The 18,388-nt window shown below is 46.0% G+C and carries 16 protein-coding genes; 4 read left to right on the top strand and 12 right to left on the bottom strand.

Translation table 11 applies throughout. From position 1 onward, the window contains the following. Positions 1-162: 162 nt before the first annotated feature. Genes B4C70_RS02045 through B4C70_RS02025 form a run of 5 tightly spaced genes read right to left on the bottom strand, consistent with a single transcriptional unit; the run spans position 163 to position 3,636 of the window. Positions 163-792, bottom strand: a complete 630-nt coding sequence (locus B4C70_RS02045) for a response regulator (RefSeq protein ID WP_023467256.1) — start codon at positions 790-792, stop codon at positions 163-165. Then, the gene (locus tag B4C70_RS02040) at positions 789-1,814 is read right to left on the bottom strand and encodes a sensor histidine kinase (RefSeq protein ID WP_195865918.1); all 1,026 of its coding nucleotides are present in this window, start codon (positions 1,812-1,814) and stop codon (positions 789-791) included. Before B4C70_RS02040 ends, B4C70_RS02045 begins: the two co-directional genes overlap by 4 nt. Then, the gene (gene liaF / locus B4C70_RS02035) at positions 1,811-2,530 is read right to left on the bottom strand and encodes a cell wall-active antibiotics response protein LiaF (protein ID WP_029340864.1); all 720 of its coding nucleotides are present in this window, start codon (positions 2,528-2,530) and stop codon (positions 1,811-1,813) included. The genes B4C70_RS02040 and liaF overlap by 4 nt, the downstream gene beginning before the upstream one ends. Positions 2,531-2,589: 59 nt before the next feature. Next, positions 2,590-3,207 carry a hypothetical protein gene (locus tag B4C70_RS02030; RefSeq protein WP_290776726.1) on the bottom strand — a complete coding sequence of 206 codons (618 nt, stop codon included), beginning with the start codon at positions 3,205-3,207 and terminating at the stop codon, positions 2,590-2,592. Between the two features lie 51 nt (positions 3,208-3,258). Next, positions 3,259-3,636, bottom strand: a complete 378-nt coding sequence (locus B4C70_RS02025) for a hypothetical protein (protein ID WP_023467260.1) — start codon at positions 3,634-3,636, stop codon at positions 3,259-3,261. 273 nt (positions 3,637-3,909) lie between these two features. Between B4C70_RS02025 and rsgA the strand changes: the two genes are divergently transcribed. After that, positions 3,910-4,959, top strand: coding sequence for a ribosome small subunit-dependent GTPase A (gene rsgA / locus B4C70_RS02020; protein ID WP_290776723.1), 1,050 nt, complete (start codon positions 3,910-3,912; stop codon positions 4,957-4,959). A 72-nt stretch (positions 4,960-5,031) separates the two neighbouring features. Here rsgA and abc-f read toward each other — a convergent pair whose 3' ends face one another. From abc-f to pflB, 3 genes are all read right to left on the bottom strand, one after another. Then, positions 5,032-6,732, bottom strand: a complete 1,701-nt coding sequence (gene abc-f / locus B4C70_RS02015) for a ribosomal protection-like ABC-F family protein (RefSeq protein WP_290776721.1) — start codon at positions 6,730-6,732, stop codon at positions 5,032-5,034. Positions 6,733-7,006: 274 nt separating this feature from the next. Next, a complete protein-coding gene (gene pflA, locus B4C70_RS02010; protein ID WP_023467263.1) occupies positions 7,007-7,726 on the bottom strand; it encodes a pyruvate formate-lyase-activating protein in 720 nt (239 codons plus the stop codon). A 34-nt stretch (positions 7,727-7,760) separates the two neighbouring features. Next, entirely contained in the window at positions 7,761-10,010 is a 2,250-nt protein-coding gene (gene pflB, locus B4C70_RS02005; RefSeq protein ID WP_290776719.1) for a formate C-acetyltransferase, read from the bottom strand. A 340-nt stretch (positions 10,011-10,350) separates the two neighbouring features. Between pflB and B4C70_RS02000 the strand changes: the two genes are divergently transcribed. The 3 genes from B4C70_RS02000 to B4C70_RS01990 are packed head-to-tail and all read left to right on the top strand — an operon-like array spanning position 10,351 to position 12,621. Next, the gene (locus tag B4C70_RS02000) at positions 10,351-10,779 is read left to right on the top strand and encodes a hypothetical protein (RefSeq protein ID WP_290776717.1); all 429 of its coding nucleotides are present in this window, start codon (positions 10,351-10,353) and stop codon (positions 10,777-10,779) included. Positions 10,780-10,807: 28 nt separating this feature from the next. Continuing rightward, positions 10,808-11,980: a DEAD/DEAH box helicase gene (locus B4C70_RS01995; RefSeq protein WP_290776715.1), complete on the top strand. Its 1,173-nt coding sequence runs from the start codon at positions 10,808-10,810 to the stop codon at positions 11,978-11,980. After that, a complete protein-coding gene (locus B4C70_RS01990; RefSeq protein ID WP_290776713.1) occupies positions 11,977-12,621 on the top strand; it encodes a hypothetical protein in 645 nt (214 codons plus the stop codon). Before B4C70_RS01995 ends, B4C70_RS01990 begins: the two co-directional genes overlap by 4 nt. A 55-nt stretch (positions 12,622-12,676) precedes the next feature. Here B4C70_RS01990 and B4C70_RS01985 read toward each other — a convergent pair whose 3' ends face one another. The 4 genes from B4C70_RS01985 to B4C70_RS01970 all read right to left on the bottom strand — a co-directional run bounded on the left by B4C70_RS01985 (position 12,677) and on the right by B4C70_RS01970 (position 18,387). Beyond that, entirely contained in the window at positions 12,677-14,464 is a 1,788-nt protein-coding gene (locus B4C70_RS01985; protein ID WP_290776711.1) for a diguanylate cyclase domain-containing protein, read from the bottom strand. A 91-nt stretch (positions 14,465-14,555) separates the two neighbouring features. Then, positions 14,556-15,062, bottom strand: a complete 507-nt coding sequence (locus B4C70_RS01980) for a GGDEF domain-containing protein (RefSeq protein ID WP_290776708.1) — start codon at positions 15,060-15,062, stop codon at positions 14,556-14,558. A gap of 190 nt (positions 15,063-15,252) precedes the next feature. Beyond that, on the bottom strand, positions 15,253-16,314 hold the full coding sequence (locus B4C70_RS01975) for a hypothetical protein (RefSeq protein WP_290776707.1): 1,062 nt from the start codon (positions 16,312-16,314) through the stop codon (positions 15,253-15,255). Positions 16,315-16,485: 171 nt separating this feature from the next. Further along, on the bottom strand, positions 16,486-18,387 hold the full coding sequence (locus tag B4C70_RS01970; RefSeq protein WP_290776705.1) for an ABC-F family ATP-binding cassette domain-containing protein: 1,902 nt from the start codon (positions 18,385-18,387) through the stop codon (positions 16,486-16,488). Position 18,388: the final 1 nt, after the last annotated feature.

Below are 18,388 nucleotides of genomic sequence, written 5' to 3'. Positions count from 1 at the left end.
TTTTGGGGAGCATATCAGAGTTGCGTGTGACGCGTCATTCTTTTTATTACGAGATAAGGGAGGCAGATCATCAATCTGCCTCCCTTATCTTTGTAGAGACTGACTTTTGAGTCAGCCCCTTATTTGCGTGAGCTTAAGGAATAAGTAATGAAGGGCTAAATCTTATTTGACGAGATTATGCTTGAAGGCATAGACGACAGCTTGTGTACGGTCTACGACATCGAGTTTCGATAAGATGTTCGAGACGTGTGTCTTAACGGTTTTTAAGGAAATGAATAATTCGTCTGCGATTTCTTGGTTCGCCATACCACGAGCCATCAATTGAAGAACTTCCTGCTCACGTTCCGTCAAATCGTCATGCAAGTGTGTCGTAGGACGACGAAGACGTTCCATCATTTTACCGGTCACTTGTGCTGCCATGACAGATTGACCGTTTGCCGTCTTGCGAATCGCTTCTGCGATGTCAAAGGCGCTAGCCGTTTTTAAGACATAACTCATCGCACCGGCTTCAATGACAGGATAAACTTTCTCATCATCAAGAAAACTCGTCACGACGAGAATTTTTGCTTCCGGCCAGTCTTTGCGGATCAGTCGTGTTCCTTCGACACCATCGACTGGTTCCATCACTAAATCCATCAAGATGACATCCGGTCGGTGTTCAAGCGCAAGCAAGGCTCCTGCTTGACCATCCGACGCTTCGGCGACGACCTCGATGTCTGGTTGTGTGGAGAGGAAAGCAGACACACCGGCCCGGACCATCTCGTGATCATCTACTAATAATACGCGTATCATGCTTGCACCATCCGATCTTTTCTAAGTTTGACTTCGATTTGGGTTCCTTGTCCCGGAACACTGACAAGACGAATCGTTCCGCCCATCTCAGCCGTTCGTTCCCGCATCGAATTAATGCCATAAGAGGCAAGTTTTTTTTCATCAACGACGAATCCAACACCATCATCGTTCATGCTTAAAATGATCGTTTCGTTGAATTGTCGGAGTTCGATATCCATATGAGACGCTTTCGCGTGACGTAAGGCATTCGTCAATCCTTCTTGAACGATCCGGAATAACTCGTTTTCGATTTGTCGTGGAAGTGACATCTCTTCTAACTTCCAACTCAATTGTGTGGACTGCTTTCTAGATAATTCTTCGAGCAGTTGCGAAAGTCCTTGTTGTAACGTCATTCCTTCGAGTTCGACAGGGCGAAGCTGAAGTAAGAGGGAGCGCATTTCAGATTGCGCCGTTTGCGCCATCGTCTCGACCATCTCAATCTGTTTGGCAGCAGCTTCAGGTTGAGACAGAATCGTCTGTTTAGCTGCTGTCGTCATCATCGAGATGGCATAGAGCTGTTGCGAAACGGAATCGTGTAAATCACGTGCGAGTCGTTTTCGTTCTTCCGTGACGGCTTGAACTCTTACTTGTTCAACATGTTGCGGACGTGTACTGATTTTTTGGACGGTCTCGACTTGTTCGTCGATACGTTTTCCAATCCGCGACAAGCGCGTCAACGTATGAAAGTAGGGACCCGGAACGATCGTCACATCTTTTCCTTGCTCGAGTTCAATGATGGCAGTCGTGACACGTTTGAAGTCACGTCGTAAGAAAAAGTAATGCATGCTACCGATGGCAAGCGGTAGTAATAACGAGAGTCCGATAACGAGTAGAAGGACAGGGAAATCTTGTTGACGGACGAATAGGACATGCCAATCGACTTGTCGTGTACTTAAGAATAACAACGTTGTCATGACAGCCGTCAAAAAGCCCGTCATGACTTGGAGGGCAATGACACCAAGCGGGAATTGATCACGCTTCATATCGAAGACACCTCCACGTTGCCAATACCGAGCATGACATGAATGCGAACCTTCCGCGTCGCTTCACCGTATTCCGGTGCCCGGAATTGAATGCGTCGATTAAAGAAGGTCGGAATCCGGCGGATGTCCGTCTTGACGCTTCCGAAGCCGATTGACGTGTCGAGTGTATAGTCGTAGCCGGACGGTAAAAGAATTCGGACGTCCCCGACGACACCACTGACGACGATCAAGGTCTCACCTTCCGGGACGTAAGCGTGCGTCAAATCGATTTCTAAATCCTTGACGATGAACTGTTCACTCAAATCCTGTAAGACGTATGGTGCATCGGCTTGAGTCGAGAAGGAGTAAGCGGGTTGAATCTTGATCCCTTCCTCTTCGTATTGATGCGGAGCAATCCGTGAAAATAAAAATTCGCGGACAGAATGTCGTGTCACGAGAATGATCCCAAGATAGAGCAAGATACCAGCAATGACAAAACCGATGGCAGCCGAACTAAGGACGACGCCAGCAAGAATGATCGTACCGACGATGTAGAAGAGGATTGCTAATTTTTCATGATTGCGTCGTCGGAAATGAATCCCGACATAATACAGCAGGAACGGAAATAAGACACCAAACAATACATTTCCTGCACCGGACAATAGGTCATAGAACAGACCGAGGGCGAACAGGATCGATACGTAACCGACCAGTTGTTTCGTACTTAATCGTCGCACGATCAATCTCCTTTCTAACATGACAAAGGGAGGCATACGCCTCCTTCATCATTGACTGCTTATTGGTGAATGCGGCGTTCGAGTTCAGCAATACGCGCATCGATATCATCTTCATCAACGGCTGGTTGTTTTGCTTCAGGCTCTTCTGCCGTGAACGGATGTGCTTCTTCTTTTATAGTAGCATTTGGTTCGCGATCTAGCACCTGGTTCATCTTGTTTTTTAAGCTCGAGACGTTTTCACGCATCATCCATTCGTACCGTTTGTTTTGTAGATCTTCGAGCTTCAACTTCAACTCGAGGGCTTCACGTTCCAATTCATTCAGCTCGCGTTTCGTCTCAGCGACGAGTTCTTCGAAGAAGCGGTATTGCTCCCCATAATGCTTCGATTCGATGGCTGCGCGCTCAGCCAGTTGTTGTTCACCGGCTTTGTTTGCGATTTCGACTTGCTTGAAGCGTTTATCTGCTAAATCCTTCGCTTCTTCTTGTTTATGCGTTAATTCTTGCAGTAATGTCCGTTGACGCTCGAGAAGTCGATCAATCTCTTTTAAATCAGCTTCTGTAGATCGAATATGACGAACGAGCTTTTTAGCAGGTACTTCACCCTGTTCGGCTGCTTTTTTGACTTCTGTCATCATTTGTGTCGCAAAATCGTTAAGTTGATCAAATACGTTTTTCATGAAAAAATTCCTCCTTGGAAGTGGCGAATGATATCGGGTCACACATTTTGATTAGAAACGTTTTTCGTCTAAGTCTTTCCAGTCTGCTTCGAAATGTGTCGTTGATGTACGGCGACGGTTAAAGAGATCTTGAACATTGACACGCTGTAGTTTCATACGCATGTAACCGACGTACAATGCGATGGCTGCTGCGATTCCGATGACTGCCCAGATGTTCGAGAGGGCAAGTCCGATTCCGATGGCTGCTAGGAATCCGAAGCCGAGTTTTGCTGGCCATTTGTTCGATTGCATGAACTTACTGATCGAATAGAACGCGAGTAACGCCCCTAAGCCAAGTCCGATCATATGCGGTAATGTTCCGATGACGACGGCAAGTAATGCCAGTCCGGCGAGAATCATCACCAGTTGTTTTCCTTTCGATTGCTTCATGAGGAAGCCTCCCTTGTGTTGATACCTTTATGATACGGGAGTCCTTTTATTCCTACGACACTCTTTGGACCGTATTTGCTCTCGGGCTTAAGGCGGAGAGAAGGTCTGACTTTAAGGGAAGCGCTATCAGCACCAATGATTCATGTGATACTCTATAAGGGAATCGAATCGAGAGGAGTGATGTTGATGAGTGCAACAATCAACGCTAAAAAAGTAACGTGTGTCGGAAACCAGGGAGGGGTTTCCCTCCCTTAAATCAGAGGAGGAAACCATTTGAACGAATGGGGTATACCACCTGTCTACGAAGCGACAGGAACAGAACGATTAGGACGGATCATAGCCGTCTACCAAGCGCATTATCGCGTCATGACGGAAACAGGAGAATCGCTGAGCGAACTGTCTGGTAAATTGCGTTTTCAATCGGGAACGAAAGCTGAATTGCCAGCGGTTGGTGACTGGATCATCCAAACAGAGCGAGAGCCAGGCAAAGGACGGATCGAACGTGTCTTGCCACGATCTTCTCAATTTTCCCGAAAAGCGGCAGGAACGGAAACCGAGGAACAAATCATCTGCGCGAATGTCGACGTTGCCTTGCTCGTCATGGCTTTTGGACATGACTTCAACGTCCGTCGACTGGAACGTTATTTAACGGTTGCTTGGGATGCAGGGGTGACACCAATCATCGTCCTGACGAAAAAAAGTTTGATGCCGTCGATTGAAACGGAACTGCAGGCTGTCGAAGCGATCGCGTTCGGAACACCAATCCTTGCTGTTGATTCTTTAACTGGTGACGGATTAGAGGAGTTGCGTGAACAGTTACAAATCAAGCAGACGATCGTGTTAGTTGGGTCGTCTGGCGTCGGGAAGTCGACGCTCGTCAATGCTTTAGCTGGAGAACAGTTAATGGAGACGGGTGGCGTACGAGAAGACGATGAACGCGGACGTCACACGACGACACATCGCGAACTGAAACGACTATCGAGCGGTCTATTGCTCGTTGATACACCGGGGATGCGAGAATTGGCCTTATGGGATGGAAGTGACGGTTTATCGTCGACGTTTTCCGATATTGAGGAGCTTGCTGAAAACTGTCGTTTCCGAGACTGTGAACATGATAAGGAACCGGGCTGTGCCGTTCGGACAGCTTTAGAAGATGGCACACTAACTGCTGAGCGCTGGAATAGCTTCGTCAAGCTAAAACGAGAAATCGCTTATGCGGAACGCAAGCAAAATGTGGCGTTGCAGGCGGCGGAGAAAGAAAAGTGGAAAAAAATCCACAAGCAGGCTCAAGCGCATACGAAAGTGAAGTATCAAAAGCGATAATACGACTGAAATATGAAAAGCATCTGCAACGGAAAAAGGAGTCTCTTTTTCTATGCAGATGCTTTTTTCTCGTTATTCTTTTGAAAGGAATTCATTTGTTTCTGTATGGAACGGCACGTTACCCGTCAACGCATCAAGACGATGTAAGTCGGATTGAATCGCTTCAGGGTCACTTCGGCGCGCGTTTCGTACCGTGACCGTTCCGACCGGATGATCGTTGAATCCAGTCGTTAAATCAAACGTCCGATTCGACAGCCGATCGGTAAAATAACGATCGTGAGAGACGAAGAGGAGTTCACCAGGGAAAACATCGAGGGCGGCTTCGATTTGTTCACGAGTCGCAAGGTCCAAATAGTTCGTTGGTTCATCGAGAATAAGCAAGTGAGCACCAGAAAAATACAGACGTAAGAAAGCGATCCGACATTTCTCACCCATACTAGCGTCGGAAATCGACCGGTAAACATCATCGCGACGGAATAAAAAACAGGCGAGCAACGTCCGGGCGTCCGTTTCACTCATCGTGCCGTACTCAAGTAATGCCTCTAACAACGTACCGGATGTCGGTAAGTGGGAAAGGGCTTGTGAAAAATAGCCGGTCTTCAATCGAGGATGACGGATTACGTTCCCTTGATGAGGAGCATATTCGCCCTCGATGAGACGCAGTAAGGTCGTTTTCCCGCTTCCATTCGGTCCGATGACAGCAATTCGGTCACCACGTTCTACCGTAAACGAAACGTCGTTTAGGATCGGTTTCGTCTCATGCATGAAAGAGACACGTTCGAACGAAATCAGTCGTTTCGCACGAATCGCTTCATGTTCGAATGCGACGTGAACAGTCGGTGCAACCTGTGGTTTTTGTACACGATCCTCGAGTAGACGCTCGAGTTGCTGCTCTTTTGCCTTGACCTTTGTCGCATGTTTAGCAGCCTTCTTTTTCGCATAGGGATCCCGTTCACTCGCTTGATTCGAGGCTTTTTGATGCCATTGCCGATAACCCTGAATCATGCGTGTCAGCTCTTTACGTGTGCGTTCTTGTTTTTCGTACGCTCGTTGTTGCGACAGAGCTTGATGTTCCTTTTGTTCTTTATAGGACTGATAGTTTCCGCTGTATCGCGTTGCCCCTGATTCAGATAATTCAATGACGGCATCAGCTGTTGCGTCGATGAAGAATCGTTCGTGTGAGACATAGAGAATCGAGGTCCATGACATGTTGACCCATTCCGTGAGCCACTCGAGCGTCTCTTGATCCAGATGATTCGTAGGTTCATCGAGAATGATGAAATCAGGTCGTGACAGAAGCAGGCAGGCAAGTTGGAGGCGCGTCTGTTCACCACCGCTTAAACTGGATGCTTTGTGTGTCCAGAGTGCTTCCTCTAATTTGACTTCTTTTAAGACGCGTGTTGCATCTGCTTCAAGCGAGAAGGCGTCCTGATCGAGTGCTTGTTGATAGATCGTCAAGTCACCATTCATGGCATTAGCGCGAAGTTGATAACGAACCGCATCCGCTCGTTCGACGACATCAAGAACGGTGTGATCGCCCGCTACGAAGTGTTGTGATAGTAGACCGAGTTTTTTGTAATGACGCTTGATCGAACCGTCAGTCGGCTGAAGTTGGTCAGCGATCAAGTGTAACAGTGTCGTTTTTCCGATGCCGTTCGGACCGATTAAGGCGACATGTTCACCGGTATGAATATGAAAAGAAACGTCCGAGAAAAGACGTCGTTCGTCGTAGTCCATCGATAGGTGTTGGATCGTAAGTGTTTCAGTAGGCATAAAAGCAACTCCTTTAGTGTTCATTTCCGATAAGATGAAATGAAAAACACACCATCCGAAGCGAGCGGATGGTGTGCCGGAGTGTAACTCAAAGAAGGTGCTGGCCAAAGGTTGGTCACACCGAAAAAGAGCAGACTCGTAGCGTCAGACATCCGCAACTGCATTGCGAAAGAGATGATTTCATTCATCAAGCGACGTGTACGAGTGATTGCTTCATTTCGGTGTTGTACCTCCTGTTCATAGTCTATGACGTCATTGTAACAAACTGGAAACGTTAACACAAGTACGATTCAAGTAAGGTTTGCGCAGTATCCGTTTCTTCTGATGAAGGGGGAAGCACATCAGTTAATGGATATGCAAGACCGAGGTTTTCCCACTTATAGACACCGAGTTGATGATACGGGAGTACTTCGACGCGCTCGACGTTTCCGAGCGTCCGGATGAACTCGCCGGTCTGGCGGAGGAAATGTTCTGACATCGTAATACCTGGAACGAGGACGTGGCGAATCCAGACGGGAATGTTTCGCTCGGCTAGGCGTTTTGCGAAGGCGAGTGTATTGGCGTTACTCCGTCCAGTCAAGACGCGACAAGCGGCATCGTCGATATGTTTGATATCGAGTAGTACTAGATCCGTCGCATCGAGAATCGCATCGATGTTTTTCGGGACGACGGATCCCGCGGTATCGATGACCGTATGCAATCCATGGCGTTTTGCTTCTGTTAAAGCAGCCTCCAAGAATTCTGGCTGAGCGAGCGGTTCACCTCCAGAGAAAGTGATTCCGCCACCCGTGGCCTCGAAAAAGGAGCGATAGCTGATCGCTTCTTTTACGACTTCGTCTGCTGAGACACGCCGTCCGCAACCGAACTCCCATGTATCCACGTTATGACAGTATTGACATCGTAGTGGACATCCTTGCGTAAAGACGATGAATCGAATGCCAGGACCATCGACTGTTCCACATGATTCAACGGAATGGATCATACCATAGGTCATCCTGCTCACTTCCTTTCACATACTACACATCATTTTAGAGAGAACCGTGGAACGTTCGATTGATGACATCGATCTGTTGTTCACGCGTCAGTTTAATGAAGTTGACGGCATAACCGGATACCCGAATCGTTAACTGTGGATATTGTTCTGGATGCTCCATGGCATCGAGTAACGTCTCACGGTCAAAGACGTTGACATTCAAATGGTGTCCTTTTGAAGTCGTACCACCCATATATCCGTCAAGTAATCCGACTGTATTGCGAATGCGTGTGGCTTCATCCTTACCAAGTGCTTTTGGAACGATCGAGAACGTGTAGGAAATCCCGTCGAGCGCATGTTCATATGGTAATTTTCCGACAGATGTCAGTGCGGCGACAGCTCCTCTAGTGTCACGTCCATGCATCGGGTTAGCACCCGGTGCGAATGGTTCACCCGCACGGCGTCCATCTGGCGTATTTCCTGTTTTTTTACCATAGACGACGTTTGAAGTAATCGTCAGGACAGACTGCGTCGGAAGGGCATTGCGATACGTTGGATGTTTACGGATTTTCTCCATGAACAGTGTGACGAGATCGACCGCCATCTGATCCACCCGTTCATCGTTATTCCCGAACTTCGGAAACTCGCCTTCGATCTTGAAATCAACTGCAATCCCATCCGCATCTCGGATTGGACGAACTGTTGCGTAACGGATGGCGGATAGACTGTCAGCGACGACCGATAAACCAGCGATACCGCATGCCATCGTCCGTAAGATTTCCGGATCATGTAAAGCCATTTCAATCCGTTCGTAGCTGTACTTATCATGCATGTAGTGGATGACATTCAGTGTGTTGACGTACAGTTCTGCGAGCCAATCGAGTTGACGATCATAAGCCGCCATGACGGTTTCGTAATCGAGTACTTCATCAAGCATCAATGGACTTGCTGGGGCGACTTGAATTTTGAGCTTCTCGTCCATTCCGCCATTGATCGTATAAAGTAATGCTTTTGCCAGGTTTGCTCGCGCACCGAAGAACTGCATCTGTTTCCCGATCTTCATCGCGGAGACACAACAAGCGATGCCGTAATCATCTCCATAAACCGGTAACATCAAATCATCGTTTTCATATTGAATCGAGCTTGAAACGATCGACATCTTCGCACAGAATTCCTTGAATCCGCGTGGAAGCTGAGTAGACCAGAGAACGGTTAGATTCGGTTCCGGTGCCGGACCAAGTGTCGAGAGTGTGTGTAAGAAGCGGAATGAACTTTTCGTGACGTTTGATCGTCCATCTTCACTCATTCCACCGATTGATTCCGTTACCCACGTCGGATCACCTGAGAACAGATCGTTGTAGTCTGGTGTCCGTAAGAACTTAACGATCCGAAGCTTCATGACGAAATGATCGACGAGTTCTTGTGCAGTCTCTTCCGTCAAGCGACCAGCCGCAAGATCACGTTCGACATAAATATCAAGGAACGTCGAGACTCGACCGAGTGACATGGCTGCCCCGTTTTGCTCTTTGATGGCAGCAAGATAGGCAAGATAGACCCACTGGAATGCTTCTTGTGCTGTTTCTGCAGGGCGGGAGAGATCGAAACCATAGCGAGCTCCAAGCTCGGTCAATTCCGTTAATGCGCGCAACTGTTCATTCATCTCTTCACGGTCGCGAATCATCGATTCAGATAAGAATCCGCCACGTGCCTTTAAATCCTTCTTACGTTCTTCGATCAAGCGTGCCGTTCCGTACAAAGCAACACGACGATAGTCACCGATGATCCGTCCGCGACCATAAGCATCAGGTAATCCGGTGATAATACCGGCTTTACGTGCAGCGCGCATCTCAGGGGTATAGGCATCGAAAACCCCTTGGTTATGTGTCTTCCGGTACTCGCTGAAAGTTTTCGTGACGGTCTCGTCTGCTTCAAAGCCATACGCAGATAGGGCATCATTCACCATCCGAATCCCACCGTTCGGATGAATCGAACGTTTAAACGGTTCGTCTGTCTGTAAACCGACTATTTTTTCAAGTGAGCGATTCAGATACCCTGCATCATGCGAGAGGATCGTTGATGGTGTTTTAGCATCGACGGCATATACACCACCACGTTGTCGCTCTTCATTCGTCAGCTGTAGAATTTGTTGCCAGAGACGTTCCGTTGCTTGCGTCGGACCGACTAAAAAGTGATCATCTCCTGTATATTCCGTGCGATTGAGTCGGATGAAGTCTGCGACATCGATCGTCTTTACCCATTCACCAGACGTAAAGTTCGTCCAAGCACTCGTTTTTTCTAATAACATAGATACCACTCCTTTAATATTGAGCTAATCATCAGTTCCATATGTGAATAGTGTAACAAAAGGAAGGGCTGATTCCCTTTACGTTCATGTGAATGTTTTAACAAGTGGACAAACGTTGATATGACGGGCTTTCTTTATTTCTGTATTCATATGAAAATAGTTTGAAAAAAAACAGTTTTAGATTGCTAATTCAAGGTTTTTTGGAAACTGTATGAGTTGATTTGAAAAAGATTCACTAGAACAGTTGAAACTGTGAGGAATGTCACGCTACGGTGCCTTGTATTTTTAAGACGTATCGTTGACAATGAAAAAGGGAATATAGAACGTGGAGGTGTGCCAAATGGAGTATGTATCATTAACACAACAAGGAGAGTATCAGTCAGGAGACTGGGTCTCTTTGAAAATCGGATCGGACGGTTCAACGCGAACGGGAATGATCACGGAATTCGAAAATGATGGATTCTGGATTCGGTTTGAAGATGATTTTGATTATGAAGACTTTATCGGCTATGATGAATCGTATTGGATTGCGCTTGTTCGTCGTCCGGTTGACGTAAAAGCGACGTATGCGAGTCTTGCGGAGTACCCGACACTCGCTGCAGAATTACAGGATCGTGTCATCCAAGGATTCGAAATTTTAGAAGAAGAAGCCGGTGAAAGCGAGATTCGATTCCATATTCGATTGCTCGACGCAGGAAATGAATATACACAGACATTACGGGGATACCGTGATGCATCAGGAGATCATGTCGAATACGTAACGGCATGATGGAATTAAGAGAGTAGGAGAAATCGTTATGAACTTTACAAAATCATTTTTACAGGAAGCATGGGAACGCGCACGCTTTACGGAGTTGATGCCTGTTCAAGAACAAGCGATTCCGTTGTTGCGCGAAGGAAAAGATGTCCTGGCGGAAGCGCCGACAGGAACAGGGAAGACGCTTGCCTATGTCATTCCAGCTTTAGAAAAGATTGAAGTAGAAGAACCACACGTGCAAGTCGTGATCACGGCACCAACACGGGAACTCGTCATGCAAATTCATCAAGTCATTCAATTGTTTGCTCAAGGAAGTGGTATCAAATCCGGTGCATTCATTGGTGGTGTTGAATTAAAGCGACAATATGAACGATTGAAGAAAAAACCACAAATCATTGTTGGAACGCCAGGGCGTCTCGTTGAGTTGATCGATTCGAAGAAGCTGAAGATGCATAAGGTGAAATTGATCGTCTTGGACGAAGCGGATCAAATCTATGAGAGTGGTATGAGTGACTCGGCGACGCGAATCGCAAACAGTGCACTACGCGATCGTCAGTTAGCATTCGTCTCCGCGACATTACCGGAACGGACAGCAGAATGGGGACGGACGCTTGCAAACAACCCTGAGACGATTCGAGTTGAGCGTGCCGTCAGTACACAAGTGACATTCGGTTATTTGGAGACTTCACGTCGTCAGAAGCCGGAATTGTTACGTCGTCTGGCGAACATGCAAGGATCAAAAGTACTGACATTCATTAATAACCGTTCCTTCCTCGGACCATTGAATGGCGAGTTGAGTAAATTCTCATTGAAATACCGGATTTTAGACGCTGAAAAAGGCAAACGAGAGCGGATGGAGACATTGCGTTCTTATAAAAAGGGAGAGTTTCCTTTACTCGTCACGACAGGTCTTGCGGCACGTGGGTTAGATATCGAAGCAGTCACGCATGTCGTCCATTATGATTTGCCGGAGTCGTTTGACGATTTCGTACACCGTTCAGGTCGGACGGGACGTGGAAACGCGAACGGAATGGTACTTGCTCTTGTTACGGATCAAGACTTAAAACACTTAAAAACACTTGCGAAGCAAATGGGCGTCGAGATGGAAGCGATGGAAATTTACCGTGGGGAAGTCATTCCAAAACGTGAATTCACAGCACCTCAGACGATTAAACGACCGGCTACTCCTCACCGGAAAGGGCGATCGAAATGAAGAACGATCGAAAAGTAATTCCGTTTCCGACGACGGTTTCTGAAGCGGAAATGAATGCAGCCTTGAAGAAGATGTATCAAGAAGCAGCGACAGCACGCAGTACGGATTGGGTCGCTTTCATTGAAGAGATTGCGACGGAGGGACGTTGGTATTTAAAAGATGCTGAATTGTTCCGGGACTTATTCGTAGATTGGGCCATCTTCTATGAGACGGATGATCAAGGAAAAACGCCGCACGGTCGTTTTCTTGAGCAGGTCAAAGAAGAGTTATCGCCTAGCCTCTACCGCGCCTTGCGTGGATTAGCGGACCCGATGCCTTCGTTGTTTCAAGTCGAGGCGGATGGTGTCGTTGATTTAATGTCAAAACAGACGTATCAAACGGATTTGTCTGAGATTGAAGTCGAATCAGGTGATTTGTTGATTGGAAAACTGCTCTACATTTCTGGGAAATGGCGCTTTGCGATTGCCTATATGAAAGTAGCGCGCGCACTGGTACCAGAAGTCCTCGCTTTGTTGACGGACTTCGTGGATGAAGTAGGAGAAGACGCGTTGCTTCGTCAGTATCCAGAATTTTGTGCGGAATTGATTGACTTACTCCTCGATATCGAAGAAGGCAATATTTCACCGAGACCAGAAGAATAATCGAAAAAACCTAGAATACATGACCTGATTATGGTCAACGTATTCTAGGTTTTTTTCATGAATCTGCTCGATATAGGGAGACATCGTTTTTATCCCGATGTTTCACGCGATACATGGCAAGGTCGGATTGCTTTAAGCATGTTTCAAGATCAGCCTTATGACACGCGGTCACACCGATGCTTGCAGAAACGAATAAGGATTGTCCTTTATAAACGTAAGGACGTCTTAAAAAGTTTAAGAAGGATTTACATTTTCGACGTAAGGACAGTTCATCATCGGCGTGTAAGAGGATCGCGAACTCATCTCCACCAAGTCGATACACCTGTTCTAAAGAATTCGTATGCTCGCTCAATCGTTTCGCGACTTCGATCAATACGTAATCACCTGCCTCATGACCATACGTATCATTGACTTGCTTAAAACCGTCTAAATCGACTACCGCAAGATAATTCATCTCGAGGAGATGGTTTGAAAAATCTCGCTCCAACGAACGACGGTTTCCGATACTTGTCAAGGCGTCATGGTAGGCGTGGTATTCGATCCTTTTTTGCCGGAGCTTTCGTTCAGTGACGTCATGTAAAATCGTGAAACGTCCCATCGAGGTGGCAGCAATCTGAATCGGAATATCAATGATCTCATACTTTCTGTGTTGTTCATCTTCATACTCATCGATATCTGTCTCAAGTGTTTCTAATAAGTGACGCATCGTACGAGGTATATGTTCAATCGTCATGTCGGGTAAATGAAACAGACGTTGGGCAGCTAAATTTGCGTATAGTGCCGTTCCAGATTGATCGAGTCGAATCATCGGGTCAGGATGACCGAGAAAGAGTGGGATGACTTGCTGTTCACTATCTTTAATTTGTTGTTTGCGATGTTCAATGCGTGAAGCGAGTTGTTCATTCCGTTCGTGTAATTGTGCAACGATCAACCTATGCTGACGAGCAATCAAGATTTGTCGAATGATTAGTAAAACTAAAATGATGAAGATATCGAGCTTCCCGCCTTCTTGTTCCACCATATAGTGAATGAATAAAGGAACGGCCAGTAGAGGGAGCCAGGAACGGGGAATGGCCTTCGTTCGAGTGGTTCCTTCTTCAATATGATCAATATGCCATAAAATAGCTGCACTTTGCGCCAAACGGATCAAGATCGGGGAAAACAATAGATAATTTGCTGAGAAGTCCGGGAAATAAACACTTGAGACTTCGTAGATACCGCGAATGAAAATGGATAAGAACAATAAGAATAATGCCATCCTTGATACCCAATGAGTTTCTTGAATGAACGTGAAATAGAAGAAGACGAATAAACCGAGTGATGTATTCGTAATGACGATGATGGCATAAGGAACAGTTTGCAGTCCCGGATTCGTCAATTCATTGAGGACATGAAACGCAACAAGTGCTACGAAAACGACGATGATCGCGGCATCGACGAAAGCGAGCACGTGTTGTCCGAGTGTCCGTTTTGTGATGATTCGGTAAAAAATCGCGTATAAGAATACGTAATGAGATATTGAAAATAAAATCAGGCTATAAATAGATGGAACTGGAAAGTCTGGATCGAAGAAATGTAATGTCTCAAGAACGGAACCGATGCAGGTTAAAACCAGTGATCCTAAAGCGATCAGCCAAAACTTTCGTCTGGGTACGACCAATGTTTGTTCCTTACGATAAGCAGTAAGAATAAAGTAAGCAATCAATCCAAGAGAGATATACTGTAGTACTTGTTCAACGATCCGATTAGAGATGGAAGGAGTCCATGTAGCAAGGATCATTAGAGCAAAAGATATGACGAGCATGGCAGGAAACCAACGAATGAAATAGTTCGATTTAAGCATGGACTCCCTCCTAACGTTTAATTTGAGTAGTGAACAAAAAATTGTTTTTTTTCGGTCTTCTTAATATGGTACATGGCTTCATCTGCTCGAATCAATAATTGTTCAGAGCTTTTACCATCTTCAGGTATAAGGAAATTCCGATTGATGGTGTGACTTGAAGCGTATGTGTCTGGATGTAGAACGGATGATTTAGAACTTCGAGAACGTGTTCGGCAAACTGGCGTGTTTCCGAAGCAGATGCCTGAATGAAGATCAAGAACTCATCTCCTCCAAGACGTGCAACGAGATCAGTTGACGTCGTCATCGATTGAAGGCGGCTCGCCGTCTCTTGTAACACGAGGTCACCAACATCATGCCCATAAGTGTCATTGATTTGTTTGAAACCGTCTAAATCAATGAATAGTAAGGAGCCGTATTCTAACGTCGGCAGAGTCAGATAAAGTTGTTCCTCGAAGTAACGCCGGTTTGGCAAATGCGTGAGCGAATCATGGTACCCCATACGTTCTAGCCATACTTCCTGTTGATAATCTTCCGTGATATCCGCCAAGATGACGAAATAGCGTTGTTGATCCGGGATATCGATGATTGTCGTATTCAAAAAGATTTCCGGATGTTCCTCCGTGGTCGGTACATGTAGCAAGTGAGAGGGATAAATCAGCTGCGCTTGTTGAAGCAATGGAATGAGTCGATCGAGTTGTAGCCGTTGGCTCGGTCCGAGCGGTAAATCGCTCCATCCAGCTTCGACAGCAGCTGGATTGACAGATCGAATCTGATACGTAGCATCGATTTCAAGAACAATTTCTGGATAAGATAGAAAAAGCGATGTTAGTTCCTTTTCCCTTAACTGTAAGAGTGCTGTCTTTTGATGGACAATGTCTTCTAGATTCGTTTGCAGTGCTGTTGTTTCCTGTAATAACCGCAGATTTTCCTGATATGAAAAGCTGTCGTGTTAAAAATAATAAAAACGTAATGCCGACGGAAAGTGAGAAGAAGGTTTGGGAGACAGGGAAGAATGTAATATAGAGAATCAGTACAGATAATAAGATGTACGACATCAAGGAACGCGTAAGTGTTTCGACCCGAATAAGAGTTGCTTGTTGTTCATGACTGATGGGAAGAGCGCGAGTATTCATGAAGGCAAGGATGAAGAGTCCGCTGAGTGGGTATAGCGGAAGCAATAAACCAGCTATTCGCGGTTCACCGTTTAATAACAACGTATAAAAAATAAAGTTCGTCATACCGAGCACGAACGTTCCGAGTACTAGGAAGAGGAACCCTAATCTCGATACGTTTCGCTTTAGTCCAGAAGCATAAAGTAAGAAAAAGAACAGCGTTAACAGAATCGTCAAGAAGGCATAGAAGGTCCAACTGATTTGCTCGAGTACCGTTCTAGTATAAGAGGGGACAAAGCGGAAAATAGCGATGTATCCAGCAATCATTGATACAGTGAACAATGTTAAAGAATCAAGAATCAATAATTTTTGTTTTTGAAACAAAGTCAAATCCAACTGCCGAAATAAGAAGATGACCATCATCGTTAAATGAACCGTATAAGGCAGATCTAATAAGACGTTCAGGTTAACAGCGTTCCATTGAAAAAGACGACCAATCATATTGAGGAAATCGCCTAGAAAATACGAGAAAAAGGCGATCGATAACCATTTATATGGAATGGAAGATTGTTTGAAAGCCTTCGATTGACTAAGTAGGAAGATGACGAAAGAACCGACTAGACTAATGATCGCTGAAAGTTGTAACGAGCGATCTTGTGGCAATAGCCATAGCAGGGTGTACGTAACAACTAAGTAGAATGCGACGGTAGGGTAGATGTTATGAACGATCCGTTTCACCGGAACTCCTCCTTTCGCAAGCCTTCCATGAAAATGAAATATGCTATAACATTACCCGATATCTAGTTTGAATTCACATTTATTTTCAGATTTAAAATGAAAATAAGAGGCAATTCCCATTTCATGAAAAAAGCAGGGTTCTTCTTTAAGGAAGAACTCCGCTTATCGAAATTATTGATTAGATTGACGATAGTTTTCAAATGCCTCGATTTTTTCAGAAAGGTACGTCCAATACTCCATCCGTTCATCAAGCATCGCTTTCGTTTTTTCAATGGCTTGATACAGTTCATTGACTTTACCGAGATCGCTTCCTGCCGAAGCAAGTTCGGCTTCTAATTGCTCCAGTTCTGCCTCACTTTCTTCGATTTGTTGTTCAATGATTGCCCAATCTTGTTGTTCCTGATAACTTAGTTTCTTTGGCGTCTCTATCTTTGGTGCTGTAGCAACCTCAACCGTCTTTTCAACAACGATTGAGGGAACGGGTGCTGTCATTTGCTCAAGATAGTCTGTATATTGTCCATAATAAAAGACGACATTCCCGTCTTCAAATGCAATCAAGCGATTGACGACCCGGTCGAGGAAGTAGCGATCGTGGCTGACCGTGATGACGGTGCCTGGGAATGATTCTAAATAATCTTCGAGTACGGATAACGTCTCAGTATCCAAGTCGTTCGTCGGCTCATCAAGGAAGAGGACGTTCGGTTCTTCCATCAAAATCGTCAACAATTTCAGACGTCGTTTTTCGCCGCCGGAAAGCTTACCGATTTGTTTATATTGGGCTTCCGGTTTAAAGAGAAACTGTTCGAGCATCTGACTTGCCGTGATCTCCTCACCAGCGAGTGTCGTGATGACTTTTGCGATCCGTTCGACCTCGTCGATGACACGACGTTCGGGATGCGTGAATTCGGCAAATTGCCCATAAAAGCCGATCTTCACCGTTTCGCCGTGAATGATTTCACCGGTTGTTGGTTCTAAGCGTTGCGCAAGAATTGAAAGAAGTGTTGATTTTCCACTCCCGTTTCGTCCTACGATGCCATACCGTTCTTTCCGTCCAATCAGAGCGTTAAACGATTCAAAAAGGGTCCGTTCACCAAATCGATGAGAGACATCATGCGCTTCGATGACTTTTTTACCAAGACGGGTCGAACCGACCTGTACTTCGAGTGTTGATTCTTCTTCCTCGTACGAGAGGTCTTGTAAAGCATCCACGCGCTGGATTCGCGCTTTTTGTTTCGTCGTCCGCGCCTTTGCTCCGCGACGCAACCAGGCGAGTTCGCGACGGAGGATGTTTTGACGTTTTTCTTCCATAGAAGCCGTCCGTTCACGGCGTTCGGCACGTTTCTCAAGAAACGATTCATAGTTTCCGACATAGAAATAAGCCGTACCGTTCGCGATCTCCATCATATGATTCGTCACACGATTCAAGAAATAGCGATCGTGGGTAATCAGTAGAATCGCACCACGGTATTCCTTGATTTGAGTCTCAAGCCAACTGATCGTCTCAGCATCGAGTTCGTTCGTCGGCTCATCGAGCAGGAGAAGATCGGCTTCATCAAGTAAAGCTTCAGCGAGTCCGACACGCTTGCGTTGTCCTCCGGAAAGAGAGCCGATCAACGCGTTCAAGTCGAGGATGCCGAGTTTGTTTAAAATCATCTTTAAGCGTGATTCCGTGTCCCAAGCTTGCGCAGCATCGACTTCTGTCTGAGCTGTAATGAAGCGATTGAGTAGTGTTTTACTCGTCGGATCTTGTTCAAGTGCTAGACGCGCTGTTTCATAGTGACGTAACGCATTAATCGTTGGTGTATCACCAGACAACAATACTTCCATGACCGTTTGGTCTTCCGGATAATCGGTCGTTTGCGATAGCAAGCGGATCCGATAATCATTCGGGTGATGCATCGTACCAGCGTCTGCCGTCTCTTTACCTGCCAAGATATGCAGGAGTGTCGACTTACCGGTACCATTGACGCCGATGATGCCAATCCGGTCGCCAGGTGAGACGGAGAATGTCACATCTTCGAAGACGATTTTATCGGCGAATTCTTTTTTGAGATTTTCTGCTTTCATTAACATA

This window comes from Exiguobacterium sp. UBA5002, assembly GCF_002396765.1.
GTDB lineage: Bacteria > Bacillota > Bacilli > Exiguobacteriales > Exiguobacteriaceae > Exiguobacterium_A.
The sequence above is the reverse complement of the archived record's forward strand: the minus strand, read 5'-3'. Positions and strand labels throughout refer to the sequence as shown.

Excerpts from the sequence above, each read along its gene's own strand:
- B4C70_RS01995 (WP_290776715.1), top strand. The coding sequence starts at position 10,808 with ATGAACTTTACAAAATCATTTTTACAGGAAGCATGGGAACGCGCACGC.
- abc-f (WP_290776721.1), bottom strand. The coding sequence starts at position 6,732 with ATGCCTACTGAAACACTTACGATCCAACACCTATCGATGGACTACGAC.
- B4C70_RS02045 (WP_023467256.1), bottom strand. The coding sequence starts at position 792 with ATGATACGCGTATTATTAGTAGATGATCACGAGATGGTCCGGGCCGGT.
- B4C70_RS02040 (WP_195865918.1), bottom strand. The coding sequence starts at position 1,814 with ATGAAGCGTGATCAATTCCCGCTTGGTGTCATTGCCCTCCAAGTCATG.
- B4C70_RS02000 (WP_290776717.1), top strand. The coding sequence starts at position 10,351 with ATGGAGTATGTATCATTAACACAACAAGGAGAGTATCAGTCAGGAGAC.
- B4C70_RS01970 (WP_290776705.1), bottom strand. The coding sequence starts at position 18,387 with ATGTTAATGAAAGCAGAAAATCTCAAAAAAGAATTCGCCGATAAAATC.
- B4C70_RS01990 (WP_290776713.1), top strand. The coding sequence starts at position 11,977 with ATGAAGAACGATCGAAAAGTAATTCCGTTTCCGACGACGGTTTCTGAA.
- B4C70_RS02030 (WP_290776726.1), bottom strand. The coding sequence starts at position 3,207 with ATGAAAAACGTATTTGATCAACTTAACGATTTTGCGACACAAATGATG.
- pflA (WP_023467263.1), bottom strand. The coding sequence starts at position 7,726 with ATGACCTATGGTATGATCCATTCCGTTGAATCATGTGGAACAGTCGAT.
- pflB (WP_290776719.1), bottom strand. The coding sequence starts at position 10,010 with ATGTTATTAGAAAAAACGAGTGCTTGGACGAACTTTACGTCTGGTGAA.
- B4C70_RS01985 (WP_290776711.1), bottom strand. The coding sequence starts at position 14,464 with ATGCTTAAATCGAACTATTTCATTCGTTGGTTTCCTGCCATGCTCGTC.
- B4C70_RS02025 (WP_023467260.1), bottom strand. The coding sequence starts at position 3,636 with ATGAAGCAATCGAAAGGAAAACAACTGGTGATGATTCTCGCCGGACTG.